The 24,086-nt window shown below is 73.3% G+C and carries 23 protein-coding genes; 11 read left to right on the top strand and 12 right to left on the bottom strand.

The features are described 5' to 3' along the window. From J2S63_RS17825 to J2S63_RS17815, 3 genes are read right to left on the bottom strand one after another with little or no spacing between them, the layout of a single operon-like run. Complete coding sequence (locus J2S63_RS17825) at positions 1 to 978, bottom strand: adenylate/guanylate cyclase domain-containing protein (RefSeq protein WP_310305036.1); 978 nt, start codon at positions 976 to 978, stop codon at positions 1 to 3. Continuing rightward, the gene (locus J2S63_RS17820) at positions 962 to 1,492 is read right to left on the bottom strand and encodes a PH domain-containing protein (RefSeq protein ID WP_310305032.1); all 531 of its coding nucleotides are present in this window, start codon (positions 1,490 to 1,492) and stop codon (positions 962 to 964) included. Before J2S63_RS17820 ends, J2S63_RS17825 begins: the two co-directional genes overlap by 17 nt. A 25-nt stretch (positions 1,493 to 1,517) precedes the next feature. After that, positions 1,518 to 2,288, bottom strand: coding sequence for a biotin--[acetyl-CoA-carboxylase] ligase (locus J2S63_RS17815; protein ID WP_310305029.1), 771 nt, complete (start codon positions 2,286 to 2,288; stop codon positions 1,518 to 1,520). Positions 2,289 to 2,373: 85 nt separating this feature from the next. On the opposite strand from J2S63_RS17815, the gene J2S63_RS17810 reads away from it, so the two are divergent. Both J2S63_RS17810 and J2S63_RS17805 read left to right on the top strand, forming a co-directional pair. Further along, positions 2,374 to 3,996: an acyl-CoA carboxylase subunit beta gene (locus J2S63_RS17810; protein WP_310305025.1), complete on the top strand. Its 1,623-nt coding sequence runs from the start codon at positions 2,374 to 2,376 to the stop codon at positions 3,994 to 3,996. 74 nt (positions 3,997 to 4,070) lie between these two features. Continuing rightward, positions 4,071 to 4,298, top strand: a complete 228-nt coding sequence (locus J2S63_RS17805; protein ID WP_310305021.1) for an acyl-CoA carboxylase subunit epsilon — start codon at positions 4,071 to 4,073, stop codon at positions 4,296 to 4,298. 110 nt (positions 4,299 to 4,408) lie between these two features. Here the strand turns inward: J2S63_RS17805 and J2S63_RS17800 are convergent, their stop codons facing one another. Next, complete coding sequence (locus tag J2S63_RS17800) at positions 4,409 to 5,041, bottom strand: hypothetical protein (RefSeq protein WP_310305018.1); 633 nt, start codon at positions 5,039 to 5,041, stop codon at positions 4,409 to 4,411. A 193-nt stretch (positions 5,042 to 5,234) separates the two neighbouring features. Further along, positions 5,235 to 5,894: a hypothetical protein gene (locus tag J2S63_RS17795; RefSeq protein WP_310305015.1), complete on the bottom strand. Its 660-nt coding sequence runs from the start codon at positions 5,892 to 5,894 to the stop codon at positions 5,235 to 5,237. A gap of 183 nt (positions 5,895 to 6,077) precedes the next feature. On the opposite strand from J2S63_RS17795, the gene J2S63_RS17790 reads away from it, so the two are divergent. Together J2S63_RS17790 and J2S63_RS17785 are read left to right on the top strand one after the other, a co-directional pair. Then, positions 6,078 to 6,710, top strand: a complete 633-nt coding sequence (locus tag J2S63_RS17790) for a Maf family protein (RefSeq protein ID WP_310305012.1) — start codon at positions 6,078 to 6,080, stop codon at positions 6,708 to 6,710. Between the two features lie 29 nt (positions 6,711 to 6,739). Continuing rightward, positions 6,740 to 8,839, top strand: a complete 2,100-nt coding sequence (locus tag J2S63_RS17785; protein ID WP_310305009.1) for a DUF6077 domain-containing protein — start codon at positions 6,740 to 6,742, stop codon at positions 8,837 to 8,839. Here J2S63_RS17785 and J2S63_RS17780 read toward each other — a convergent pair. After that, positions 8,805 to 10,004: an acyl-CoA dehydrogenase family protein gene (locus J2S63_RS17780; RefSeq protein ID WP_310305007.1), complete on the bottom strand. Its 1,200-nt coding sequence runs from the start codon at positions 10,002 to 10,004 to the stop codon at positions 8,805 to 8,807. The genes J2S63_RS17785 and J2S63_RS17780 overlap by 35 nt on opposite strands. A gap of 66 nt (positions 10,005 to 10,070) precedes the next feature. On the opposite strand from J2S63_RS17780, the gene J2S63_RS17775 reads away from it, so the two are divergent. From J2S63_RS17775 to J2S63_RS17760, 4 genes are all read left to right on the top strand, one after another. After that, positions 10,071 to 11,000, top strand: a complete 930-nt coding sequence (locus J2S63_RS17775; protein ID WP_310305005.1) for an ABC transporter ATP-binding protein — start codon at positions 10,071 to 10,073, stop codon at positions 10,998 to 11,000. Then, the gene (locus tag J2S63_RS17770; protein ID WP_310305002.1) at positions 10,997 to 12,586 is read left to right on the top strand and encodes an ABC transporter permease; all 1,590 of its coding nucleotides are present in this window, start codon (positions 10,997 to 10,999) and stop codon (positions 12,584 to 12,586) included. Before J2S63_RS17775 ends, J2S63_RS17770 begins: the two co-directional genes overlap by 4 nt. A 187-nt stretch (positions 12,587 to 12,773) precedes the next feature. Next, positions 12,774 to 14,552, top strand: a complete 1,779-nt coding sequence (locus J2S63_RS17765) for an acetyl/propionyl/methylcrotonyl-CoA carboxylase subunit alpha (RefSeq protein ID WP_310304997.1) — start codon at positions 12,774 to 12,776, stop codon at positions 14,550 to 14,552. 82 nt (positions 14,553 to 14,634) lie between these two features. Further along, positions 14,635 to 15,147 (top strand): metallophosphoesterase family protein, encoded by a 513-nt coding sequence (locus J2S63_RS17760; protein ID WP_310304995.1) that lies wholly within the window; start codon positions 14,635 to 14,637, stop codon positions 15,145 to 15,147. A 5-nt stretch (positions 15,148 to 15,152) separates the two neighbouring features. On the opposite strand, the gene J2S63_RS17755 is transcribed toward J2S63_RS17760, so the two are convergent. The 3 genes from J2S63_RS17755 to J2S63_RS17745 form a co-directional block, all read right to left on the bottom strand. Next, on the bottom strand, positions 15,153 to 16,073 hold the full coding sequence (locus tag J2S63_RS17755; RefSeq protein ID WP_310304991.1) for a metallophosphoesterase family protein: 921 nt from the start codon (positions 16,071 to 16,073) through the stop codon (positions 15,153 to 15,155). Then, on the bottom strand, positions 16,070 to 17,320 hold the full coding sequence (locus tag J2S63_RS17750) for a SpoIID/LytB domain-containing protein (protein ID WP_310304988.1): 1,251 nt from the start codon (positions 17,318 to 17,320) through the stop codon (positions 16,070 to 16,072). Before J2S63_RS17750 ends, J2S63_RS17755 begins: the two co-directional genes overlap by 4 nt. A 114-nt stretch (positions 17,321 to 17,434) precedes the next feature. Beyond that, a complete protein-coding gene (locus J2S63_RS17745; protein WP_310306738.1) occupies positions 17,435 to 18,832 on the bottom strand; it encodes an NAD(P)H-quinone dehydrogenase in 1,398 nt (465 codons plus the stop codon). A gap of 58 nt (positions 18,833 to 18,890) precedes the next feature. Here J2S63_RS17745 and J2S63_RS17740 point away from each other — a divergent pair, with 58 nt between their 5' ends. From J2S63_RS17740 to J2S63_RS17730, 3 genes are all read left to right on the top strand, one after another. Beyond that, positions 18,891 to 19,343, top strand: a complete 453-nt coding sequence (locus J2S63_RS17740; RefSeq protein ID WP_310304985.1) for a gamma-glutamylcyclotransferase family protein — start codon at positions 18,891 to 18,893, stop codon at positions 19,341 to 19,343. Positions 19,344 to 19,421: 78 nt separating this feature from the next. Then, on the top strand, positions 19,422 to 20,234 hold the full coding sequence (locus J2S63_RS17735) for a crotonase/enoyl-CoA hydratase family protein (RefSeq protein WP_310304982.1): 813 nt from the start codon (positions 19,422 to 19,424) through the stop codon (positions 20,232 to 20,234). A 14-nt stretch (positions 20,235 to 20,248) separates the two neighbouring features. Further along, positions 20,249 to 21,913 carry a phospho-sugar mutase gene (locus J2S63_RS17730; RefSeq protein ID WP_310304980.1) on the top strand — a complete coding sequence of 555 codons (1,665 nt, stop codon included), beginning with the start codon at positions 20,249 to 20,251 and terminating at the stop codon, positions 21,911 to 21,913. Here the strand turns inward: J2S63_RS17730 and deoC are convergent. The 3 genes from deoC to J2S63_RS17715 are packed head-to-tail and all read right to left on the bottom strand — an operon-like array spanning position 21,900 to position 24,027. Continuing rightward, entirely contained in the window at positions 21,900 to 22,565 is a 666-nt protein-coding gene (gene deoC / locus J2S63_RS17725) for a deoxyribose-phosphate aldolase (protein ID WP_310304977.1), read from the bottom strand. The genes J2S63_RS17730 and deoC overlap by 14 nt on opposite strands. 39 nt (positions 22,566 to 22,604) lie before the next feature. After that, positions 22,605 to 23,429, bottom strand: coding sequence for an SIMPL domain-containing protein (locus tag J2S63_RS17720; protein ID WP_310304975.1), 825 nt, complete (start codon positions 23,427 to 23,429; stop codon positions 22,605 to 22,607). Between the two features lie 22 nt (positions 23,430 to 23,451). Continuing rightward, positions 23,452 to 24,027: a TetR/AcrR family transcriptional regulator gene (locus J2S63_RS17715; RefSeq protein WP_310304973.1), complete on the bottom strand. Its 576-nt coding sequence runs from the start codon at positions 24,025 to 24,027 to the stop codon at positions 23,452 to 23,454. Positions 24,028 to 24,086 lie beyond the last annotated feature (59 nt).

Here is a 24,086-nt window from a genome sequence, read left to right as displayed (position 1 = left end):
TCAGGCCGGCGCCAGGGCCACCGGCTCCACGAGCCCGAAACCGCGCACCGGGCGCGCCGAGAGCCGGCGGGCGACGTACTCCCCCTTGGGCAGCCGGGCGAGGGTCTCGTCGTCGACCAGCACCCGGTTGCGACGGGCCAGCGCGGTCAGCCGCGAGGCCAGGTTGACCGGGGACCCGAACACGTCGCCGAGCCGGTTGACGGTGGGCCCGCTCGCCAGCCCGAGGCGTACGTCGGGCAGCCGTGCGTCCCTGCCGATCACCTCGACCAGCGCGAAGGCGATCCGGGCGGCGTCGTCGGCGTCGTCGGCCACGAAGAGCACCGCGTCACCGATGGTCTTGATCAGCCGCCCGCCGCGGGAGGTGACGACGTCGGCGCACCGGGCCTCGAAGACCTCGACCAGGTCGCCGATGCGGCCCACGTCGAGGGTGCTCGACAGGCCGGAGAAGTTGACCAGGTCGGCGAAGCCGACGGTCAGGTCGTGGGTCTGCTCGTCGACCCAGGGCCCCTCGACCCCCGCGGGCGGGCTGTCATGGCCGGCCGCGACCGCCGCGTCGGTGCGCAGGCGGGCGATGCCGACCTCGAGGTGGCGGCGCCAGGCGTGGGCGACGACCCGCTCGAGCGCCGGCCGGGCCTGCTCGAGGGCGTCGGCGGCCGCGTCCGGGTCCTTGCCCGAGGCGGTGGCGGTGCTGGCGACCGCCGCGACCTGCCACTCCGCCATCCGCGCGACGCTCTGGCCCACCGCCCGGACGACCCGGGTCACCGCCTCGCGCCCGAGCCCGGTCTCCGTCAGCGCCCGCAGCGCGTGGAGGTCGTCCTCGGTCCACGCCGGGTGGTCACCGGCGTCGGGGAGGCCGAGCACCCACCAGAACGCGCGGACGTCCTCGACCGCGAGCCCGCTGGCCTCGGCCAGCTCGGTGGCGGTGTAGCGGCGGCGGTCGGGGCAGGCCCCGCTCGCGGCGTCAGGTCCCGTCGTCACTGCGGGTGTCCGCGGCGGTGAGACGGTGGAGCTCCTCGGCCACCTGCATCTGCACCTTCTCGACCTGGGGGACGTCGGAGAGCTCGACCCGGCCCATCTCGCTGGCGTCGGAGACCACGAGCGTGCCGCACCGGAAGACCCGGTCGACCAGGCCCATCTCGAAGTCGACGCCGCTGATCCGGTTGAGCGGGATCGTCCGGCCCTCCTTGGCGATGAACCCCGACCGCTGGATGAAGCGCCGGTCGGTGAACGTGTAGGAGGTGAAGAACCAGCGGACGAAGGGCTTGACCACCCACAGCACCAGCGCCACCGCGGCCACCAGGACCAGCACCACCCACAGCACCTTGACCACGGTGTCGTCGGACACCTCGTGCTGGACGACGCCACCGAGGTAGGCGGTCAGGAACACCACCACGAGCAGGACCGCGATCGGCGCGAACAGCGCCTTGACGTGGGTGCGGGTCGTGACGACGACGCGCTCACCCTCGTTCAGCAGCTTGGGGTTGATGGCCACGCGCCGATCATGGCATGCAGCGGCCTCACGCCGTGCGGACGTGGACCACGTCCCCGGCGTGCACCGGGACCACCCGGTCGCGGTCCTCCACGAGGAGAGCGCCGTCGTCGGCCACCCCCACCGCAGCGCCCTCGAGCACCTCCCCGCTCGGCAGGTCCACCCGCACCCGGCGGCCCACCGTGGCGCAGCGGTCGCGGTAGGCGGCGAGCAGGCCGGAGTCGTCGGCCGCGCGCGACCACCCGGCGTACCTCCGGGCGAGCGCGAGGACCAGCTCGCGCAGGACGGCGGTGCGGTCGGGGTCGACCATGCCGGCGGTGACCAGCGACGCCGCCGTCGGCACCGGCAGCTCCTCGCGGGTGGTCGAGACGTTGAGCCCGATCCCGACGACCGCTGCGGGCCCGGTCGGGGTCTCGACGCGCTCGAGGAGGATCCCGGCGAACTTGAGCCCGTCGTGCAGGACGTCGTTGGGCCACTTCAGCTCGACCGGCGGACCGCCGGCGGCGACCACGGCCTCCTCGACGGCCACGGCGGTCAGCAGCGGCAGCATCGGCCAGCGCTCCGACGGCACCGTGTCGACGGGGGGGCGGAGCAGGAAGGAGCCGGTGACCGCGGCCCGCGGCGGCGTCACCCACACCCGGTCGAGCCGGCCTCGCCCGGCCGTCTGGTGCTCGGTGACCAGGACCAGTCCCTCGGGCTCCCCGTCGCGCGCGCGGTCGGCCACCAGCCGGTTGGTGGAGGAGGCCTCCGGCAGCACCTCGACCCGGAACGGCGAGGGGAGGTCGGTCAGGTGTGACATGAGTAGCGCTGGGCGGGTGTCGGCAGGAGGCGTCACAGCCACTAGATTGACCGGCGAACGTAGGCCGACGGAAGGTGACCCCCCTGTGACCGCGAGCGAAGCACCCGTCAACCCCGGCGAGGGCACCGACGTCCCCGAGGACATCGACCTCACCACCAGCGCCGGCAAGCTCGAGGACCTCCGCCGCCGCAACCACGAGGCGGTCGTCGCCCCGGCCGAGAAGGCCCAGGAGAAGCAGCACAAGAAGGGCCGCCAGACCGCGCGCGAGCGGATCGAGTACCTCTTCGACGAGGGCTCCTTCGTCGAGCTCGACCAGCTGGCCCGGCACCGCTCGACCGCGTTCGGCCAGGAGAAGAAGCGTCCCTACGGCGACGCGGTGATCACCGGCTACGGCACCATCGACGGCCGCCAGGTCTGCGTGTTCTCCCAGGACTTCACCGTCTTCGGCGGCTCGCTCGGCGAGGTCTACGGCGAGAAGATCGTCAAGGTGATGGATCTCGCCATCAAGACCGGCTGCCCGATCATCGGCATCAACGAGGGCGCGGGCGCGCGCATCCAGGAGGGCGTGGTCTCGCTCGGCCTCTACGGCGAGATCTTCAAGCGCAACGTGCACGCCTCGGGCGTCATCCCCCAGATCAGCCTGATCATGGGCTCCTGCGCCGGCGGCCATGTCTACTCCCCCGCGGTCACCGACTTCATCGTGATGGTCGACAAGACCTCCAACATGTTCATCACCGGCCCCGACGTGATCAAGACCGTCACCGGCGAGGACGTGACCATGGAGGAGCTGGGCGGCGCGCGCACGCACAACAGCAAGTCCGGCGTGGCGCACTACATGGGCTCCGACGAGGACGACGCGCTCGACTACGTCAAGGCGCTGCTGTCCTACCTGCCGTCGAACAACCTCGACGAGGCCCCGGTCTACGACGACCCCGCCGACCTCGAGCCCAACGACGTCGACCTGGCGCTGGACTCGCTGATCCCGGACTCGCCCAACCAGCCCTACGACATGCACACCGTGATCGAGTCGGTCCTGGACGACCAGGACTTCCTCGAGGTGCAGCCGCTGATGGCGCCCAACATGGTGATCGGCTTCGGCCGGGTCGAGGGCCACGCGGTCGGGGTCGTGGCCAACCAGCCGATGCAGTTCGCCGGCACCCTCGACATCGACGCCTCGGAGAAGGCCGCGCGCTTCGTGCGCACCTGCGACGCCTTCAACATCCCGGTGCTCACCTTCGTCGACGTCCCCGGCTTCCTGCCCGGCACCGACCAGGAGTACAACGGCATCATCCGCCGCGGCGCGAAGCTGATCTTCGCCTACGCCGAGGCGACCGTCCCGCTGGTCACGGTCATCACCCGCAAGGGGTACGGCGGCGCCTACGTCGTCATGGGGTCCAAGCACCTCGGCGCCGACGTCAACCTGGCGTGGCCCACGGCGCAGATCGCGGTGATGGGCGCGCAGGGCGCGGTCAACATCCTCCACCGCCACACGCTCAAGGAGGCCGAGGACCAGGACGCCATGCGGGCCGAGCTGATCCAGGAGTACGAGGAGACGCTGGCCAACCCCTACATGGCGGCCGAGCGCGGCTACGTCGACGCGGTGATCGAGCCGAGCACGACGCGCGCCGAGATCGTCAAGGCCCTGCGCCTGCTGCGCACCAAGCGCGGCTCCCTCCCGCCCAAGAAGCACGGCAACATCCCTCTCTGAGCCGCGCCCGCTCGCCGGTCGAGTGCCGGCGCAGCGAGCCTCGAAGCCACCCCGGGACGAAGGCAGGAAGCCGAATGACGGACCAGACACCGGAGCGGGCCCCGCTCATCTCGATCAAGGGCGACGCGAGCCCCGAGGAGGTCGCGGCGGTGATCGCGGTGTTCCAGGCGCTCGCGTCCGCAGCGGCCTCGGCCGCCCCGGCGCCGCGGCGCAGGTCGCAGTGGTCCGACCCCTCGCGCATGCACCGACGGCCCCTGGCCCACGGCCCGGGCGGCTGGCGAGCCAGCGGCCTGCCTCGCTGAGCGCCCGCTCCACCAGCCCGCACGTGACGCGGCCCCCGACCTCGTGGTCGGGGGCCGCGTGCGCTGTCACCTGCGGGTCACCTGCGGGTCACCTGCGGGTCACCTGCGGGTCAGAGGCCGAGACCGCCGAGCGCTCCCAGGATCTGGTTGAGCAGGTCGCTCAGGTTGCCGAGCAGGGTGCTCAGCAACCCACCGCCGTCGAGCAGACCGGCGACCGCGCAGAGCAGGTTGCCCAGCAGGTTGCCGGCGCCGCTCTGGGCGACGATGTCGAGCACGACCTTGTCCAGGTGCACCTCGAGGCCGAGCACGTTGAGGTCCAGCGGCCCGAGCACCAGGTTGAGCACGTCGCAGGCGGGGGCAGCCAGCGCGGCCCGACGGGCCGAGGTCGTGTCACCGAGCGACGCCAGGTCGACGCCGTTGACGGACTCGATCGGGGCCGTGACGGTCTGGGCGAACGCGCCCTTGCCCTGCACGACGCCCTTGACCGTGCCGGTCACCGAGGCGACGCTTCCGTCGGAGTCGACCGAGGTCGGCACGAAGCGGGCCTTGACGGTCCGGCCGTCCGTCGTCGTCCCGGTCACGGTCGACCAGAGCTTGCCGGCGTCGCTCGCCATGGCCAGACGGGGCTTGTCCGGCTTGGGAGCGGCCTCGGCCCCGACGACGCCGCCGCCGAAGGCGAGGAGTCCGAGGCTGATGGTGAGCGCCCAGACTCCGAGTCGCCTGGGCCAGTGATGGTTCTTCATGGTGGGTTCCCTTCCTGACCCCGGTCCCTCAACCGGGGTTCTCTCCCCACTCCCTCCCCCCGTCCCGGGCGATCCACACCACAATGTCCCGATCAAGCCGAAAGTCCTCCTGTCCAGGAGCGCTGACGCCGAAGAACTGACACGTCTTCGGTTCTCCGGCGGCCGACCCGGGCCGGCCGCCGGAGAACGGGGCTCAGCCCACCGGTAGCGGCCCCAGGTCGAGCGCACCCAGGATCAGGTTGAGCAGGGAGCGCACCTGGGTGAGGAGCCCGGCGAGCCCGCCGTCGAGCAGGCCGGCGACGGCACACACGAGGTTGCCGAGCAGGTTGCCCGCCCCCGAGACCGCGACGATGTCGAGCACGACGCGCTTGAGGTGGACCTGCAGACCGAGCAGGTCGAGGTCGAGCGGTCCGAGCACCAGGTTGAGGAGGTCGCAGGTGGCCGCGGCGCGGGTGCGCATGGCGTCGCGTCCGGCCAGGGCGTTCCTCCACGACAGGCCGTCGATGCGCGTGACCCGGTCGCTGACGACCTTGGAGAAGTGCTTGGCCCTGGACACCCCGGCCTTGCCCTCGATGACCCCCTTGAGCGTGCCGACGGCCCGGATCCTGCCGTCCTTGAGCGTGAACCGGTCGGGCACGAAGCGGCCGGTGACGGCCCGGCCGTCCCGGGTCGCCCCGGTGAAGGTGGAGGTCGCCGTGCCGAGGCTGTTGGCGGCGACGACGCCGCGCCGGGCGGTTTGCGCGTCGGCGACCGTGGCGCCGCCGAAGGCGGTCACGCAGAGCGCGAGGGCGAGGCCGGCGACGAGCCGCCGTGGGTGCCTGCGTGGGTGACGGGAGAGACGGGTGCCGTGCATGAGGATGCTCCTCTCGGGGTCGGCCGGACAGGTCCGACCGGTGGTGGGACCTCTCCCCCGCAGGAGGCGTGCTGCTGTGACTCATCCGCTCACGACCTCGCCGTGAGGACTTCCCCTTTGAGGGTGTGACGCGACACCGGAACCACGTCGGTCACGCTCCGGGGTGCCCGGCATACTCCACGGGTGCCCGTCCCGCGCCTCGTCCTGGCCTCCCAGTCCCCCGCCCGCCTCGCCACGCTGCGCAGCGCCGGCCTCGACCCGGAGGTCGTCGTCTCCGGGGTGGACGAGAGCGTGCTCGACCACGTGACCGACCCGGCCGCGCTCTCCCTCGGGCTCGCCCGCCTCAAGGCCGAGGTGGTCGTCGACGGGCTGGAGGCCTCGGCCGGGCCGGTCCTGGTGGTCGGCTGCGACTCCGTCCTCGAGCTCGACGGGGAGATCCACGGCAAGCCCGCGTCGGCGGAGGAGGCGACCGCGCGCTGGGAGCGCATGCGCGGCCGGTCGGGGACGCTGCACACCGGGCACTGCCTGGTCGAGGTGCGTGACGGCGTACGACGGGAGGCCGCGCGCAGTGCGCGCACGGTCGTCCGCTTCGCCGAGGTCAGCGACGAGGAGGTCGCGGCCTACGTCGCCACCGGCGAGCCCCTGCGGGTCGCCGGCGCCTTCACCCTCGACGGGCTGGGGGGCGCGTTCGTGACCGGGGTGGACGGCGACCCGCACACCGTCGTCGGCATCGGGCTGCCGCTGCTGCGCGAGCTGGTCACCGAGCTGGGACACCGCTGGACCGACCTGTGGACGGACCGGCACGGCGTGGGCTGAACCGTCCGCCGCTCTCCTAGGCTTCGGGCGTGCCTCCCCCGTCGTCGGAGCCCCGCTGGGTGACCGTGCTCGACCTCCTGGTCGAGGTGCTGCTGGTGGGGTTCGCGGTCTTCACCGTCGTGCACCTGCTCGGAGCCGAGCTCGGGTGGACCGTCCGCACCACGGGCGTGCTGTGGCTCTTCCTCGGCGCCCCCGCGATGGCGGGCTTCGCCTGGTGGGGCACGCGGACGGCGGCGGCCGTCCCCTCGCCGGCCCCCTCACCAGCTCCCGCCACCGCGACCGGCGACGGCGACGGCAGGTCCGTCGGTCTGCTGGTCGGGACCGGCTTCGCGCTCCTGTCCGCCCTCGTCGGCGTGATGTGCGCGGTCTCCGGGGCTCCCGGCTTCACGGTCTTCTGGGCGCTGGGCCTGCTGTTGGCGCTCGTCTCCGTCGTGGCGTGGTCCAGGGGATCGGGCCTCGCCCGGCGCCCTGCGCCACCACCGGCGCCCAGTGCTCTCCGGACGGCCGGGGCGACGGCGTCCTGGGCCCACGTGGTCGCTCTGGTCCTGGCCGTGGGGCTGGGGGTCTTCGTGCTGTTCGTGCTCAACCCCTCGCGTGACGACGTCTACTACGTCAACCGGGCGACGTGGGTCGCCCAGCACGGCACCTTCCCGAGCCGCGACACGATGTTCGGCCCGCAGACCTTCCCCGCCACCTACGGCGCCGGGCTGCCGGTCGCCGCGCTCGAGGAGGCCTACGGCTCGCTGGCCAGGCTGTTCGGGATTCCCGCCGCCGGGTTCGTCTACCTGGTCGCCAACCCGGTCCTCGCGGGCCTGTCCGTGTGGAGCGCGTGGCGCCTGGTGCGGGCGTGGGCGCCACGCCGTGCGCTGCTCGCCCTGGTCGTCGCCGTCGCGGTCCCCCTGTTCAGCGGCACCGGCCTGGTGGGCGACTTCGGCTACGCCCGCGAGTGGCAGGGCAAGGTCGTGGTGATCCTGCTCGTCATGCCCCTGGTGTGGGTGCACCTGACCCGCCTGGCCCGGGGAGCGCCCGCCGCGTGGTCGGTCGCCGTGCTCGGCGTCCTGGGGGCGGCCTGGTGCGGCCTGACCGTCACCGCCCCGATCTTCGGCGGCGTGCTCGCCGGGGTCGGGCTGCTCGGCGCCCTGCTCCTCCCGGGGGTGCGTCGTCCGCTCGGCCTGGGCGCCCTCGCGCTGCTCGCCGCTCCCCTGCTGACCGGGGTGGCCACCGTGCTGACCAGCAAGGGCCCCGTGGCCGAGGAGAACTACGTCTCCGAGCCCGCCCTGGTGTGGGGCAGGGTGCTCGGCACCGACCTGCCGGTGGTCGCGCTGCTCGGCTTCGCGCTCCTGGTCGGCCCGCTCCTGGTGCGCAGCCGCGAGGGGCGGCTGCTGGCGGCGCTCGCCGGGGTGGTCTCACTGGCGATGCTCGTCCCGGGACTGTTCGACGTCCTCGAGGCACTGACCAGCACCGGACCGATCGCGCTGCGACTGCTGTTCACCGCCCCCTGGCCCGTGCTGGTCGGGCTGCTCGTGACCGTGGCCCTGCCTCCGGGTCTCGCCCGACGCGGGACGACCCACCTCCCCGGCGTCGTCGCGGCCGTCGTCGTGCTCGGGCTCCTGGTCGGCACCGGCACCGCGGTGTGGTCGTCCGGGGCCGAGGCCGTCCTGGCGTCCTCCCCCACCTGGAAGGTGAAGGTGGAGGCGCGCCGGCACGTCGAGGCCCTGCTCGCCACCGACCCCGGGCCCGGTCCCGTGCTCCTGCCCGCCGCCGAGGGCCGCGTCCTGGCGATCATGAGCACCCGCACCTTCTCGGTGGTGCCGCGCGACTACTACATCCAGTTCGTGCAGGAGCCACAAGAGCAGCACCGCGCCCGCTACGCCTTCCGCCGGTTCGTGGTCCCGTCGGTCAAGGACCCCGTGCCGCCCGTGCTGGCGCGGGCCCTGGAGACCCTCGACGTCACCCTGGCCTGCGTGCCCGAGGGTGCCCGCCGCCAGCAGGCCGAGCTGCGCACGATCGGGCTGCCCGACGAGCGCCGGGTGGGCGGGATGGTGTGCTTCGACGGTCCCGGCACCGGCACGCTGCCGCAGGTCACGCCACCGGTCACTCCACCGGCAGGCCGAGCCCCCGCGCGATGAGCATGCGCTGCACCTCTGAGGTGCCCTCGCCGATCTCGAGGATCTTGGCGTCGCGGTAGAACCGCGCGACGGGGTACTCCTCCATGAAGCCGTAGCCGCCGAAGACCTGCGTCGCGATGCGGGTCGCGGTGACCGCGGACTCGGTGGCGTAGAGCTTGGCGACCGACGCGGCCTGCTTGAACGCCTTCATGTGGCTGCCGGTGTGGCGTCCGGCGTCCTTCATCGCCGCGGCGCGGTAGGTCAGCATGCGTGAGGCCTGCAGCATCACCTCGAGGTCGGCGATCTGGAACGCCACGCCCTGCTTGCGCCCGATGGGGCCGCCCATGGTGGTGCGCTCGCCGGCGTACTGCACCGACATGTCGAGGCAGGCCTGGATGGCGCCCACCGCCAGCGCCGCGATGGCGACGCGCCCGTCGTCGAGCGTGGCGAGGAACTGGGCGTAGCCACGGCCCCGATCGCCGAGCAGGTGGTCGGCCGGGACGTGGACGTCGGTGAAGGTCAACGCGTGGGTGTCGGAGATGTGCCAGCCGAGCTTGTCGTACGGCGGCTCGGCGACGAACCCGGGCGTGCCGGCCGGGACGATGATCGCGCTGATCTCGGGCGAGCCGTTCTCCCGGGTGCCGGTGCGGGCCGTGACGCTCACGCAGGAGGTGATGTCGGCCCCCGAGTTGGTGATGAACTGCTTGGACCCGTTGACCACCCAGGCGTCGTCGACCAGCTCGGCCCGCGTGCGGGTGGCGCCCGCGTCGGAGCCGGCGCCGGGCTCGGTCAGGCCGAAGCCGGCCACGCGGCGCCCGGCGACGAGGTCGGGCAGCCAGCGGTCCTGCTGCTCCTTGGTGCCGTAGGTCTGGATCGGGTTGATGCCCAGTCCGACCGCCGCCTCCAAGGTGATGCCGACGGACTGGTCGACCCGGCCGAGCTCCTCGATCGCCACGCAGAGGCTGGTGAAGTCGCCGTCCTCACCGGCGCCGCCGTACTCCTCCGGTGCGGTGAGGCCGAAGAGCCCGAGCTCGCCCATCTTGTGGACCAGGTCGCTGGGGAAGTGGTGCTTCTTGTCCCACTCGGCCACGTGGGGCGCCACCTCCTGCTCGGCGAAGTCGCGCACGCTGGCCCGGAAGGCCTCGTGCTCGGCGGAGAGCTCGAACGGATGTGACGGGGTAGCCATGGGGCACATCCTCGCAGCCGGGTCGAAGGGGCCGCCGGAGAGCCGCCGGAGAGTAGCGTCGGAGCCATGGAGTCGGTGAGGGAGCCGGTGATCGAGGTCCGGGGGCTGGTCAAGCAGTTCGGCGCGTTCCGCGCGCTCGACGGCCTCGACCTGGAGGTGCGGGCGGGCGAGGTGCACGGCTTCCTCGGGCCCAACGGCAGCGGCAAGTCGACCACGATCCGGGTGCTGCTCGGGCTGCTGCGCGCCACCTCCGGGCAGGTGCGCCTGCTCGGCGGTGACCCGTGGCGCGACGCGACGCAGCTGCACCGGCGTCTGGCCTACGTGCCGGGTGACGTCAACCTGTGGCCGCAGCTGTCCGGCGGCGAGGTGATCGACCTGCTCGGCCGCATGCGCGGCAGCCTCGACCCGGCCCGCCGCGACGCGCTGCTCGAGCGCTTCGACCTCGATCCGACCAAGAAGGGACGGGCCTACTCCAAGGGCAACCGGCAGAAGGTCGCGCTGGTCGCCGCCCTGGCCGGTGACGTCGAGCTGCTCGTCCTCGACGAGCCGACCAGCGGGCTCGACCCGCTGATGGAGGAGACGTTCCGCGAGGTGGTGCGCGAGGAACGCGACCGGGGCCGCACCGTCCTGCTCAGCAGCCACATCCTCAGCGAGGTCGAGGCGCTCTGCGACCGGGTGAGCATCATCCGGCAGGGGCGCACGGTCGAGACCGGGTCGCTGACCGAGCTGCGGCACCTCACCGAGACCTCGGTCGACGCGGTGCTGCGCGACGCCGTCCCGGCCCTCGACGGGCTGCACGGCGTGCACGACCTGCAGGTCGACGGGCGGCGGGTCCGCGCGCAGGTCGCACCCGAGTCGCTCAGCCCGTTCCTGGAGCGGCTCGCGGCGGCGGGGATCCTGTCGCTGGAGTCCCGCCCGCCGACCCTGGAGCAGCTGTTCCTGCGTCATTACGACCGCGTCGAGGAGGAGTCGGTCCGCGCGGAGGTCTCGTCATGAGCACCCACCTGACCGGGCTGCGCCCGCTGCTCCTCATGGCGCTGCGGCGGGACCGGGTGATCATCCCGCTCTGGACGCTCTACTTCGTCGCGATCTCCGCCTCGTCGTACGGCGCCACGGTGTCGCTCTACGGCACGGCGGCGGAGCGGACCGCCGGGGCCCGGACGATCAACTCGGCCCCGGCGCTGGTCGCGCTCTACGGCCCGATCTACGACGTCACCTCCGCGGCGGCGATCGCCTTCGTCAAGCTGGTCGTGCTCAACGCCGCCATCGTCGCGCTGGTCGCCGGGCTGCTGGTCATCCGGCACTCCCGCGCCGACGAGGAGCTCGGTCGCCGCGAGCTGGTCTCAGCCGGCGAGGTCGCACGGCACGCGCCCCTGGGGGCGGCGGTCGCGGTCGGGTGGGTGTTCTCCGTGCTCGTCGGCGGCCTGTCCGGAGCGGCCGCCGCGGCCTCGGGGGCCGGGGTCCTGGGGTCGGTCGTGATGGGAGCCGAGTGGGCGGCGACCGGCATCGCCTTCTCCGCGCTCGCGGCGGTCGCCGCGCAGCTCACCTCCGGTGCCCGTGCCGCCCGCGGGCTCGTCGTCGGCGCCCTCGCGCTGGCCTACGTCGTCCGGGCCGTCGCCGACGTGACCGATCTGCACTGGCTGACCTGGCTCTCGCCGGTCGGGTGGGCCCAGCAGACGAGGCCCTTCGCCGGCGACCGGGCGTGGCCGCTGCTGCTGCACGTCGGGCTCGCGGTCGCGGCCCTGGCGGTGGCGGTGGCGGTGGAGTCCCGGCGTGACCTCGGCGCCGGCGTGCTGCCCGACCGGCCCGGCCCGGCCCACGGCTCGCTCGCCTCGGCGACCGCGCTGGCGTGGCGGCTGCACCGGCAGGGGCTGCTGGCCTGGACCGTCGGGCTCGGGCTGCTCGGCTTCGTCGTCGGCAGCGTGGTCACCAACCTCGGCGACCTCCTGGACACCGCGGACGCCCGCGCGATGATCGAGCAGATGGGCGGCACGGGCGTGCTCGAGGACGCTTTCGTCTCCGCCGAGCTGGGCTTCCTTGCGGTCGCCGCGACCGGCTACGCGCTCAGCGCCGCCGGACGCGCGCACGGCGAGGAGGCGGCCGGTCGCCTCGAGGGCCTGCTCGCCACCCCGACCGCCCGCCGCGACTGGCTCGCGGGGCACGTGCTCGTCACCCTGGCCGGCTCCACCCTGCTGGTCACGGTGATCGGCCTCAGCCTCGGCGCCGCCCACGCGATCGGCGCCTCCGACCCGTCGGTCCTGTGGCCCGACCTCACCGCGGCGTGGGTCCGGCTGCCCGCCGTCTGGGTCGTCCTCGGCGTCACGCTCCTGCTCTACGCCGTCCGGCCCGGCTGGTACGTCGCCTGCTGGGCGGTCCTCGCTGCCTCGGTGGTGCTGACCGAGCTCGGGGAGCTGCTGCGGCTGCCAGACGCGGTGACCGACCTGTCGCCGTACTCCCACGTCCCGCAGCTGCCCGCGGCCTCGTTCGACCTCGCTCCCGTGCTCGGGCTGCTGGCCGTCGCCGCGGCGCTGCTGGTCGCGGCGTTCGTGCGGTTCGACCGCCGCGACCTGTCCGCCGGTTGAGCGCTCCGGGTCCGCCGGCTGGACCCACGTGGTCCATCCCACGTCCGCAGGCGCGGTCGCCCGGTGTCCCGGGCGCACGTCGTACCCCTAGACTCCCGAACGGGCTCCGGCCCTCTCGCCCCCGGGTCGTCCCCGGGTCGTCCCCGGCAGCTCGACACAGATCGACACAGCAACAGGAGTGGATCGCGTGCCCGACATCAAGCCCCTGCAGAAGGTCCTGATCGCCAACCGCGGTGAGATCGCGGTGCGAGTGATCCGTGCCTGCAAGGACGCCGGCATCGGCTCGGTCGCGGTGTACGCCGACCCCGACCGCGACGCGCTGCACGTGCGGGTCGCCGACGAGGCCTACAGCCTGGGCGGCTCGACGCCCGGCGACTCCTACCTCTCGATCGAGAAGATCATCGACGTCGCGAAGAAGTCCGGCGCCGACTCGGTCCACCCCGGCTACGGCTTCCTCGCCGAGAACGCCGAGTTCGCCCAGGCCGTCATCGACGCCGGGCTGACCTGGATCGGCCCCACCCCCGAGGCGATCGACGCCCTCGGCGACAAGGCCAAGGCCAAGCACATCGCCGACCGGGCCAACGCCCCCCTGGCTCCCGGCACCAAGGACCCCGTCAAGGACGCCGACGAGATCATCGAGTTCGCTCGGGAGAACGGCCTCCCGGTCGCGATCAAGGCCGTCTACGGCGGTGGCGGCCGCGGCCTCAAGATCGCGCGCACCATCGAGGAGATCCCCGACCAGTTCGAGGCCGCGACCCGCGAGGCGATCGGCGCCTTCGGCCGCGGCGAGTGCCTGGTCGAGAAGTTCCTCGACAAGCCGCGCCACGTCGAGACCCAGTGCCTGGCCGACAAGCACGGCAACGTCGTGGTGGTCTCCACCCGCGACTGCTCGCTGCAGCGCCGCAACCAGAAGCTCGTCGAGGAGGCGCCCGCGCCGTTCCTCACCGAGGAGCAGCTGACCCGGCTCTACGAGTCCTCCAAGGCGATCCTGCGCGAGGCGAAGTACGAGGGCGCCGGCACGTGCGAGTTCCTCGTCGCCCAGGACGGCACGATCTCCTTCCTCGAGGTCAACACCCGCCTGCAGGTCGAGCACTGCGTGTCCGAGGAGGTCACCGGCATCGACCTGGTGCAGGAGATGTTCCGCATCGCCGCCGGCGAGGAGCTCGGCTACGACGACCCGGAGATCACCGGCCACTCGATCGAGTTCCGGATCAACGCCGAGGACGCCGGCACCAACTTCATGCCCGCGCCGGGCACGCTGACGTCGTACCTCCCGCCCTCGGGCCCCGGCGTGCGCCTCGACGGCGGCTACAACGAGGGCGAGACCGTCCCCGGCGCCTTCGACTCCCTCATCGCCAAGCTCATCGTCACCGGTCGCGACCGCAACCACGCACTGGCCCGCTCGCGCCGCGCGCTCGACGAGTTCGTGGTCGACGGCATGCCGACGGTGATCCCCTTCCACCGCAAGGTCGTCTCCGACCCCGCCTTCATCGGCGACGGCGAGTCGTTCTCGGTCTACACGCAGTGGATCGAGACCGACTTCGACAACGACATCCCGCCCTACTCCGGCGGCTCGGCCGAGACCGAGGAGGCCGGTGAGCGCCAGACGATCACCGTCGAGGTCGGCGGGCGCCGCCTGGACGTCGTACTCCCCGCCGAGCTCGCGGTCGCGGCCCCCGGCGGCGGTGGCGGTGGCGCGAAGAAGCCCAAGCGCAAGGGCGGCAAGTCCTCCGGCTCCGCCGCGTCCGGCGACTCCGTCACCTCCCCGATGCAGGGCACGATCGTCAAGGTCGCGGTCGAGGAGGGCCAGGAGATCAACGAGGGCGACACCGTCGTGGTGATCGAGGCGATGAAGATGGAGCAGCCGCTCAAGGCCCACAAGGCCGGCACCGTCACCAGCCTCAACGCCTCCGTGGGCGAGACCGTCTCCTCCGGCGCCGTCATCTGCGAGCTCAAGGACGCCTGATCAGTTTCACTAGGTACCTAGTGATGTCGTCACTCCCCGAGCGAAGTTTCGCTCGGGAAGCACCAGTTCCACTAGGTACCTAGTGAAACTGGACCTCCTGCTCCTCGCCGACACTCACCTGCCCAAGCGGGCCAAGGACCTCCCCGCGCAGGTGTGGGACGCGGTCGCGGAGGCCGACGTGGTGGTCCACGCCGGCGACTGGGTCGAGGAGCACCTGCTCGACGAGCTCGAGCAGCGCTCGCGGCGGCTGGTCGGCGTGTGGGGCAACAACGACGGCCCCGCGCTGCGCGCCCGTCTGCCGGAGGTCGCCCGGGTCGAGCTGGCCGGCGTACGCCTCGCCGTCGTGCACGAGACCGGCGACGCCAAGGGCCGGGAGAAGCGCTGCCAGGAGGCGTACGGCGACGTCGACGTCCTGGTCTTCGGTCACAGCCACATCCCGTGGGACACCACGACCGCGTCAGGCCTGCGGCTGCTCAACCCCGGCTCGCCCACCGACCGCCGCCGCCAGCCGCACTGCACCTACCTGACCTGCCGGGCCGTGGACGGCCGGCTCGACGACGTCGAGCTGCACCGCCTCCCGCCGCGCGCCCGCTGAGGGACTCAGGTGCAGGACCGCGAGCCCGAGTCGCGGGTCGCGCCGCCGATGCCCTTCCAGGACCAGGCGTAGCGCCCGGACCCGAGGCTCAGCTGCAGCACGCCGAAGCGGTGCGAGATGCGGTACGCCGACCCGCGGACCACGTGGTCGGCGGGGTAGAACGACTTGCCGCCCGTGCCGGAGACGAACTGCACGACGCCGCGCGCGGACCTGGTGCCGTCCGGCCGCTTCGGCACGAACCGCTCGTAGTGGTGGTCGTGGCCGGACAGCATCAGCTCGACGTGGTGGTCGTAGGCCACGCGGTAGAACCGGGCCACCGAGCGGTTGGACCCGTGCTCGCCGCTGGACCAGCGCGGGTGGTGGGTGACCACCAGCGAGCACCGGCGCGGGTGGGCCGCCAGGTCGCGCGCCAGCCACGTCGCCTCGGCCGAGCAGTCGACCTTGTCGCAGTTGCTGTTGAGGAAGTACGCGCGCCAGGTGCCGAGGTCCCGGACGTACCACCCCGGCGGACCGGGCTGCCGGTCGGCGAAGTAGGTGTAGTAGCCGGCCGCCCCGCGGGTCACGTACTCGTGGTTGCCGGGCACCGGGTGCGTGATCGACCTGAGCCGCCCCCACGACCCGTCGTACGCCGTCCGGAACGCGGCCAGCCCGCCGGACTGGTACTGCAGGTCCCCCAGCGCCAGCACCCGCCGCGGGGACAGGCGCTCGGCGAGGCGGGCGGTGGCCCCCTGCCGGCACGTGGTCCGGGTGACCGCGGAGCCCGGGGCGCAGGCGATGTCGCCCACGGCGACGACCCGGACCGCGGTGGCGCGACGGGCCGAGACCTGGGTGGCCGCGTCGGGGCGGGACTGCTCGGCGACGCCGCAGGCGCTGAGCGCGACGAGCGCGGAGGTCAGCCCGACGGCCAGCGTGCGGGCGCGCCTCACAGGCGGAACCAGGTCGACTTCAGGCCGAACCGGGACCGGAACTCGTCACCGCTGAGCTGCTTGGACCCCTTGGTCCCCACGAGCACGAGCTTCTCGACGCGGCCCTGCCAGTCGCCCCCGCCCTCGCGCTGCCTCACACGCACCCGCAGCAGCCGGCCGATGGTCGGGTAGGCGCGGCTGATCGTGCCGGCCGCGAGCGTGGTGCTCCAGCTGTGGTTGGTGTTGCCGGCCCACCCGTCGTACGGGTCCTGCTTGTGGGCGAGGTAGGGCGCCGGCTTGCCGGCGACCGAGCCCTGGCTGGTCCAGCCGCCGTTGCTGGAGGAGAACTGGGAGAAGATCGCCTTGCCGTCGAGCGTGCGGATCTGGCCCGCCGTCCGGTCGGCGGCGTCGTTGCTGCGGGAGTCCTCGACGGCCACCCCGCGGTAGACCTGGCACATCGTGGTGTCGCAGGTGTCGTAGTAGCGCGTCGGGTGCGCCTCACGGTCGTAGACGGCGTAGGTGCGCGCGGCGACGGCCTGGGCCCGCACGGCCGCGGGCTCCCACGAGGCGGGCATCTCGGCCGGGATCACGCCCTTGACGTAGTCGTCGAGCGACAGCACGTTGACCGTGTCGCGCGCGGTCGAGCCCGGCGTGGGCGCCGCGGAGCGCAGGGCGCCGCGGTAGAGGACGGTGGCTCCCGGGACGATCAGCGCGACGGGGCCGTCGGGCGAGAAGAGCTCGCCGCGGCCCAGCAGCGTGGCGCGACCGCCCGGGCGCCAGGCCCGCCAGGCCTTGCCGTCGTAGTACTGCACGCGGTCGCGGTCGGCGGTGCTGGCCCGCACGCGCCAGGTGCGCGCTCCCACCGTGGTCGGCAGGGAGTACGTCGTCGTGCCGGTCCCGTCGGGACCCAGGTCACGCACCGACAGGCCGCTGCGGGGGCGGACGGCGACCGGGTCGGAGGTGTCGGCGGTGATGAGCACGCGGATCAGACCGTCGGCGGCGATCGTGCGCCGCGTGCCGGGGTAGTAGAACGCGAGGATCTGCTGGGCGTTGAGACCCTTGCGAGCCGCGCCCTGGGCGCCGTGCTGGCTCATCCCGTGACCGTGGCCCCACCCGTGCCCGCGGACGGTGAACCTGCCGGAGTCGGGGACCCGGTAGACCTGGCTGACCGCGACCGAGGCGCTGGCGCCCTCCCCTGCTCCGGTGACCGCGACCGTCGTGGTCACGGCGGTGACCGTGGTGAGGGCGGCGAGGGCGAGGCGGCGCATCAGGGGCTCCCGAGGGTGGAGGGGTGGGTGAGCCATCCAGCATGCACTCAAGTCCCACCCGTCACCACCGGAACGGGAGTTTCCTCCCGATTCGCCCGACCGGCGGGGGACGGCTCAGCGCCGGTGGAGCCGGCGCGCGGCCTCGGCGACCGACCCGCTCATCGACGGGTAGACGGTGAACACACCTGCCAGCTGGTCGACGGTGAGGTTCTGCCCGACCGCGATCGAGATGGCGTGGATGAGCTCGCTGGCGCGGGGCGCGACCACGACGCCGCCGACGACGATGCCGGTGCCCGGCCGCGCGAGGAGCTTGACGAAGCCGTCCTGGACGCCCTGCATCTTGGCCCGGGCGTTGGTGGCCAGCGGCAGGGTCACCGCCTCGGCCTCGATCTCGCCGGCGTCGACGGCGCGCTGGCTCCAGCCCACGGTGGCGATCTCGGGGGCGGTGAAGACGTTGGAGGAGACCGACTTGAGGTCCAGCGGCGAGACCGCGTCGCCCAACGCGTGCCACATCGCGATGCGTCCCTGCATGGCCGCGACCGAGGCGAGCATGAGCACCCCGGTGCAGTCGCCGGCGGCGTAGACCCCGCGGGCCGAGGTGCGCGAGACCCGGTCCACCTTGACGAAGCCGCCGTCGTCGGTGGTGACGCCGGCGGTGTCGAGGGCCAGGGAGGAGGTGTTGGGCACCGAGCCCAGCGCGAGCAGGCAGTGGCTGCCCTCGACGGTGCGGCCGTCCTCGAGCGACACCAGGACGGAGTCGCCGCGGCGCTCCACCCCGGCCATGCGGGACTTGCCGAGCACGGTCATGCCGCGGCGGTGGAAGACCTGCTCGAGGACCTCGGCCGCGTCGGCGTCCTCGCCGGGGAGCACGCGGTCGCGGCTGCTGACCAGCGTGACCTCGCAGCCGAGCGCGTTGTAGGCGCCCGCGAACTCCGCGCCCGTCACGCCCGAGCCGACGACCACCAGGTGCTCCGGCATCGCCTCGAGGGCGTAGACCTGCTCCCAGGTGAGGATCCGCTCGCCGTCGGGCTGCGCGGACGGCAGGGTGCGCGGGGCGGCCCCGGTCGCGACGAGCACGACGTCGGCCTCGACGACCTGCTCGCCGGAGCCGGTGTCGACCACGACCTTCTCCGGTCCGTCGAGGCGCCCGTGACCCCTGACCAGCGTGACGCCCTCGCGCTCGAGCCGCTGCGCGATGTCCTTGCTCTGCGCGTCGGCCAGGCCGAGGACGCGCTGGTTGACCGCGGCCAGGTCGACCGAGGCGTCGGCGGTGCGGTCGGCGCTCCCGTCGGGCTCCACCCCGAAGGTGATGCCCAGCTCGCCGGCCACCTCGGTCTGCGTCATCACCTCGGCGGTGGCGATCAGGGTCTTGCTGGGCACGCAGTCGGTCAGCACCGCCGACCCGCCGATGCCGTCGGTGTCGACGACCGTCACCTCGGCCTCGAGCTGGGCGGCCACCAGGGCCGCCTCGTAGCCGCCGGGTCCGCCTCCGATGATCGCCACGTGAGTCACACACGGCATTGTTCCATCCTTCCCGGACACGCCCGGGAGTGCCGTTAGGCTCCGCTGCGTGACCCTCTACGCGGCGTACGGGCCGAACATGGACCCGCGGCTGATGAGCACGCGCTGCCCGCACTCGCCCCTCCAGGGCACGGGATGGCTGCTGGGCTGGCGGCTGACCTTCGGCGGCGAGGAGTACGGCTGGGACGGCGCGATCGCCACCATCGTCGAGGACCCGCTGGAGCAGGTGTTCGTCGCGCTCTACGACATCACCGAGGAGGACACCGCCGCGCTCGACGAGCTGCAGTCGGTCTCCACCGGGCTCTTCCTCAAGACCAAGGTGCGCATCGCCACGCTCGTCGGCGAGCAGCTGGCCTACACCTACGTGCTGGCCGCCTATGAGGGCGGCATGCCCTCGGCCTCCTACCTCGGCGTGCTCGCCGACGCCGCCGAGGCCGCCGACGCCCCCGACGACTACGTCGCGGCCCTGCGGCAGCGCCCCTGCCGCTCGACCGGCCTCTGACCGACCGGCCCGGTCCGACGTCGCCACACCGGGTGGCACCCCCGGTTACCTCCCGGTAACCGAGGTTAGGCTTGGTCCATGACCACGACGTCTGCGCACCACGTCACCTGCACCGTCGACGACGAGGGCATCGCCCGGGTCTGGCTCGACCGGCCCGACAAGCTCAACGGCCTCACGCTGCCGATGCTGCGCGAGCTCGTCGCGACCGGGCGCCGGCTGTCCAAGGACCGCTCGCTGCGCGCGGTGATCATCACCGGCGCCGGGGAGTCCTTCAGCGCCGGCCTTGACTTCGCCAGCGTGATGCGCGACCCGCGGGGGATCGCGGCCGCCTTCATCCCGAGCTTCCTGCGGGGCACCAACACCTTCCAGGAGGCCGCCTGGGTCTGGCGCCGCGTGCCGGTGCCGGTGGTCGCGGTCGTGCAGGGCCACTGCTACGGCGGCGGCGTGCAGATCGCGCTCGGCGCCGACTTCCGCTTCTCCACCCCCGACGCCCAGTGGTCGGTGATGGAGTCCAAGTGGGGCCTCATCCCCGACATGTCCGGGGTCCGCAGCCTGGCCGAGGTGGTCGGCATGGACACCGCCAAGCTGCTCACCATGACCGGCGACTCGGTCTCCGGCACGCAGGCCAAGGAGATCGGCCTGGTCACCGAGGTCGCCGAGGACCCGATGACCGCCGCGGAGGAGCTCGTCGAGAAGCTGCTCACCCGGTCCCCCGACTCGCTCTCGGCGGCCAAGCGGCTGTTCAACGGCACCTGGCACGCGGGCCCGCGCCGCACCTTCGCCCGCGAGCGCGCCGAGCAGATCGCGCTGCTGATGAACAACAACACCCGCATCGCCCGCGACGCGGCCTTCAAGCGGGAGCTGCCGCAGTTCGAGCTGCGCAAGCGCTGACTAATCTCGGGGCCATGAGCCCCGACCTGTTGGACCGCGCCCGCGCCTGGGCTGCTGAGGACCCCGACCCGCAGACCCGCGCCGAGCTCGAGGACCTGCTGTCCCGCGCCGAGAGCGACGAGTCCGCCCTCGCGGACCTGGCGGAGCGCTTCTCCGGCACGCTCGAGTTCGGCACCGCCGGGCTGCGGGGCGCGCTCGGCGCGGGGCCCATGCGGATGAACCGGGTCGTCGTGACGCGCGCCGCCGCCGGGCTGGCGGCGTACCTGAAGGACCAGGGGGCGGGCAGCGACGCCTCCGTCGTCATCGGGTACGACGCCCGCCACCACTCCGACGTCTTCGCCGACGACACCGCCGAGGTCGTGACCGGGGCCGGCCTGCGCGCCCTCGTGCTGCCGCGCCCGCTGCCCACTCCCCTGTTGGCGTTCGCGATCCGCCACCTCGGCTCGGTCGCCGGGGTGATGGTGACCGCCAGCCACAACCCGCCGCAGGACAACGGCTACAAGGTCTACCTCGGCGACGGCAGCCAGATCGTCCCGCCGGCCGACCACGAGATCGCCACCCGCATCGCCGCGGTCGGGCCGGTCGGCGACGTCCCCCGCGGGTCGCAGGGCCAGGTGCTCGGCGAGGAGGTCCGCGAGGCCTACCTCGACGCGCTCGCCGCGCTGCCGGGCGACGGGCCGCGCGAGGTGTCGTGGGTCTACACGCCGATGCACGGGGTGGGCGGAGACACCGTCGTGGAGGTCGCCGGGCGCGCGGGCTTCCCGCCGCCGGCCGTCGTCGAGCAGCAGGCCGAGCCCGACCCCGACTTCCCGACGGTCTCCTTCCCCAACCCCGAGGAGCCCGGCGCGATGGACCTCGCGATCGCTCTCGCCGAGCAGCGCGGGGCCGACGTCCTGGTCGCCAACGACCCCGACGCCGACCGCTGCGCGGTCGGCGTCGTGGGGCCGGGCGGCTGGCGGATGCTGCGCGGCGACGAGGTCGGGGCGCTGCTCGGCGACCACCTGCTGCGCCAGGGCGTCGAGGGGACCTACGCCGCGTCGATCGTCTCCTCGAGCCTGCTCGGCAAGCTCGCCGCCGCGGCGGGGCAGCCTTATGAGGAGACGCTGACCGGGTTCAAGTGGATCGGCCGGGTCGAGGGGCTGGCCTACGGCTACGAGGAGGCGCTGGGCTACTGCGTCGCGCCGGGGCTCGTGCGCGACAAGGACGGCGTGAGCGCGCTGCTGCTCGTCCTCGAGCTGGCCGCCGCGCTCAAGGCCGAGGGCCGCACACTGCTCGACCGGCTCGACGAGATCGCCCTGGCCCACGGCGTGCACGCCACCGACCAGCTGTCGGTGCGGGTGAGCGACCTGTCGCTGATCGAGGCCGCGATGACGCGGCTGCGCGCGTCGACGCCGCAGGTGCTCGGCGGGCTCGGCGTGCTGCAGGTGGACGACCTCAGCCAGGGCGGTCCGCTGCCGCCGACCGAGGGCCTGCGGTTCACCCTGGCCGAGGGCGCGCGGGTCGTCGTACGCCCGAGCGGGACGGAGCCCAAGCTCAAGTGCTACCTCGAGGCGGTCGTGCCCGTGGGCGACGACCAGGAGCCCGCCGAGGCGCTCTCGGCGGCCCGGCTGGTGGCCGCCCAGCGGCTCGACGCGATCCGGGTCGACCTGGCGGAGGCGGCCGGGGTCAGCCCCGGCTGAACTCCTGGGCCACCGCGGCGGCCGCGCTCATCCCGAGCCGGCTGGCGCCGGCGGCGACCATCGTCTCGACGTCGGCGCGGGTGCGGATGCCGCCCGAGGCCTTGACCCCGACGTCCGGGCCGACGGTCTCCCGCATCAGGCGCACGGCGGCCTCGGTGGCGCCGCCGGCCGCGTGCATCCCGGTGGAGGTCTTGACGAAGTCGGCACCCGACTCCACGGAGAGCTCGCAGGCGCGCACGACCTCGGCGTCGGTGAGGACCGCGGTCTCGAGGATGACCTTGAGCAGCACGCCCTCGGCGGCCGCGCGGACCTCGGAGAGGTAGGCCGCCACGGCGTGGTCCTCGCCCCCGCGCAGCAGGCCGAGCGGCACGACCATGTCGATCTCGCCGGCCCCGGACGCGACCGCGAGCCGGGTCTCGTCGGCCACCGCCGCGGCCGCCATCGCGCCCAGGGGGAAGCCGACGACGCTGCACACCGGGACCTCGGAGCCCGCCAGCTCGCTCACGCAGTGCGAGACCCACAGGCCGTTGACGCACACCGACGCCGGTCGCAGCTCGCGCGCCTCGGCGCACAGCGCGCTCACCTGGTCGCGCGTGGCCTCGGCCTTGAGGAGGGTGTGGTCGACGAGGTCGAGGAACTCACGGGACTGCACGACGGGTCCTTCCGGAGGGTCTGGGGGGTGCGCCCGACCCTACTCGCCGCCGTCGAGCGCCCAGACCACGGTGACCCGCACCGACAGGTCGCTGCGACCCGCCCGGATCGGCAGCGCCTCGAGCGCGGCGGTGTCCGCCGTCGGCAGGTAGCCCATCGCCCGGGTCAGCAGCTGAGGCTGCGGCACCCGCGCTGCTACCGACCCCTCCTTGACCGTCAGCACCCGCCCGAGCGGCTGGCCGGTCGCGTCGGCGTACTGCTGGGCCTTGGCGGTCGCCGCCCGCACCGCGGCCTCACGCGCGTCGGCCAGCAGTGCGTCCTTGTCGCCGATGCGCAGGCCGATGCCGCTGACCCGGGTCGCGTTGCCGCCGGCCCGGACCGCTGCGGCGATCGCCCTGCCGCCGTCGCGCAGGTCGCGCACCAGCACCGACACCGTCTGGCGCACGCGGTAGCCGGTCAGCACCGGAGGCCCGTAGCTCGGGTAGTCGTACTCCGGGTCGATCGACAGCCCGGTCGACCTGGTGTCCTTGCGGAGCACGCCCTTCGCCGCCAGCGCGCCGAGCGCGCGCCTCATCGTCGCCGTGGCCTGGTCCATCGCGGTCGCGACGTCGTCGGCCTTCCGGCTGATCGAGAGCGTGAAGGAGAGCTGGTCCGGCACCCCCGTGGCCTCGCCCGTGCCGGTCATCGTGATCGTGCCGTAGGTCCTCGCCGTCGCCTCGCTCGCGGCGGCGGGGGCGAGCACGGCCGCCTGGCTCCGGCCGCCCGAGCCCAGCGAGTACGCCGCGAACAGCGTGAGCGCGAGCAGGAGCGCCAGGCAGGCGGCGAGGAGGGCGGGGACGATCTGGAGGCGTGCGCGGTCGGTCATGCGGGTGGGACGCGCGGCCCGCTCAGGTGGTTCCGGTCTCCTTGCTGAGGAACTCCACGAGGTCGCCGATGTCGTCCATGGTCACGCGGGGCAGGGACGCCTGGCCGTGCGCGAACCCGATGCCGGCGTAGGTCAGGAGACCCGCGCGCATGCGTGCCGCGCCGGCGGGGTGGCCGAGCTCGAGGAAGGCGTCGTTGAGCAGGCCGAAGACGTGCTGCTCGCTCTCGCCGATGGTCGCCGCGACCGACGCGTCGGTGCGGGCCCACTCGCGCAGGGTGCGCTCGACGTTCCAGGCGCGGTCCTCGACGAGCCCGGCCGCCATGATCCGGATGCGCTCGAGCGGCGGGAGGGTGCCGAGCTCGCGGAGCTCGTCGAGCTCGGCGCGCGTCCTCTCGGTCCAGCGTTTGGCCACCGCGGTGCGCAGCGCCTCGAGGTCGGCGAAGTGCCAGTAGAAGCTGCCCTTGGTGACCCCGAGCTCGCGGCAGAGCCGGGCGATCTTGAGGGCCCCCACGCCCTCGTCCATGAGCAGCTGGAGCGCGCGCTCGGTCCAGTCGTCGATCGACAGGCGTCCGGTGCCCGAGGAGGCGGTGCTGGTCACGGTGACATCTTGCCAGACGTCCGGACCATACCGTACGGTATGGAACATCCGACCGGGCG

The organism is Nocardioides marmoribigeumensis (assembly GCF_031458325.1).
Lineage (GTDB): Bacteria > Actinomycetota > Actinomycetes > Propionibacteriales > Nocardioidaceae > Marmoricola_A > Marmoricola_A marmoribigeumensis.
Note: the sequence above shows the minus strand (reverse complement) of the source record. Positions and strands in the feature narration are given on the sequence as shown.

What these genes read in the sequence shown, in the direction of transcription:
- J2S63_RS17815 (WP_310305029.1), bottom strand. Translation starts at nt 2,288, where the DNA reads ATGTCACACCTGACCGACCTCCCCTCGCCGTTCCGGGTCGAGGTGCTG.
- J2S63_RS17805 (WP_310305021.1), top strand. Translation starts at nt 4,071, where the DNA reads ATGACGGACCAGACACCGGAGCGGGCCCCGCTCATCTCGATCAAGGGC.
- J2S63_RS17800 (WP_310305018.1), bottom strand. Translation starts at nt 5,041, where the DNA reads ATGAAGAACCATCACTGGCCCAGGCGACTCGGAGTCTGGGCGCTCACC.
- J2S63_RS17795 (WP_310305015.1), bottom strand. Translation starts at nt 5,894, where the DNA reads ATGCACGGCACCCGTCTCTCCCGTCACCCACGCAGGCACCCACGGCGG.
- J2S63_RS17780 (WP_310305007.1), bottom strand. Translation starts at nt 10,004, where the DNA reads ATGGCTACCCCGTCACATCCGTTCGAGCTCTCCGCCGAGCACGAGGCC.
- J2S63_RS17775 (WP_310305005.1), top strand. Translation starts at nt 10,071, where the DNA reads ATGGAGTCGGTGAGGGAGCCGGTGATCGAGGTCCGGGGGCTGGTCAAG.
- J2S63_RS17770 (WP_310305002.1), top strand. Translation starts at nt 10,997, where the DNA reads ATGAGCACCCACCTGACCGGGCTGCGCCCGCTGCTCCTCATGGCGCTG.
- J2S63_RS17750 (WP_310304988.1), bottom strand. Translation starts at nt 17,320, where the DNA reads ATGCGCCGCCTCGCCCTCGCCGCCCTCACCACGGTCACCGCCGTGACC.
- J2S63_RS17735 (WP_310304982.1), top strand. Translation starts at nt 19,422, where the DNA reads ATGACCACGACGTCTGCGCACCACGTCACCTGCACCGTCGACGACGAG.
- J2S63_RS17730 (WP_310304980.1), top strand. Translation starts at nt 20,249, where the DNA reads ATGAGCCCCGACCTGTTGGACCGCGCCCGCGCCTGGGCTGCTGAGGAC.
- J2S63_RS17720 (WP_310304975.1), bottom strand. Translation starts at nt 23,429, where the DNA reads ATGACCGACCGCGCACGCCTCCAGATCGTCCCCGCCCTCCTCGCCGCC.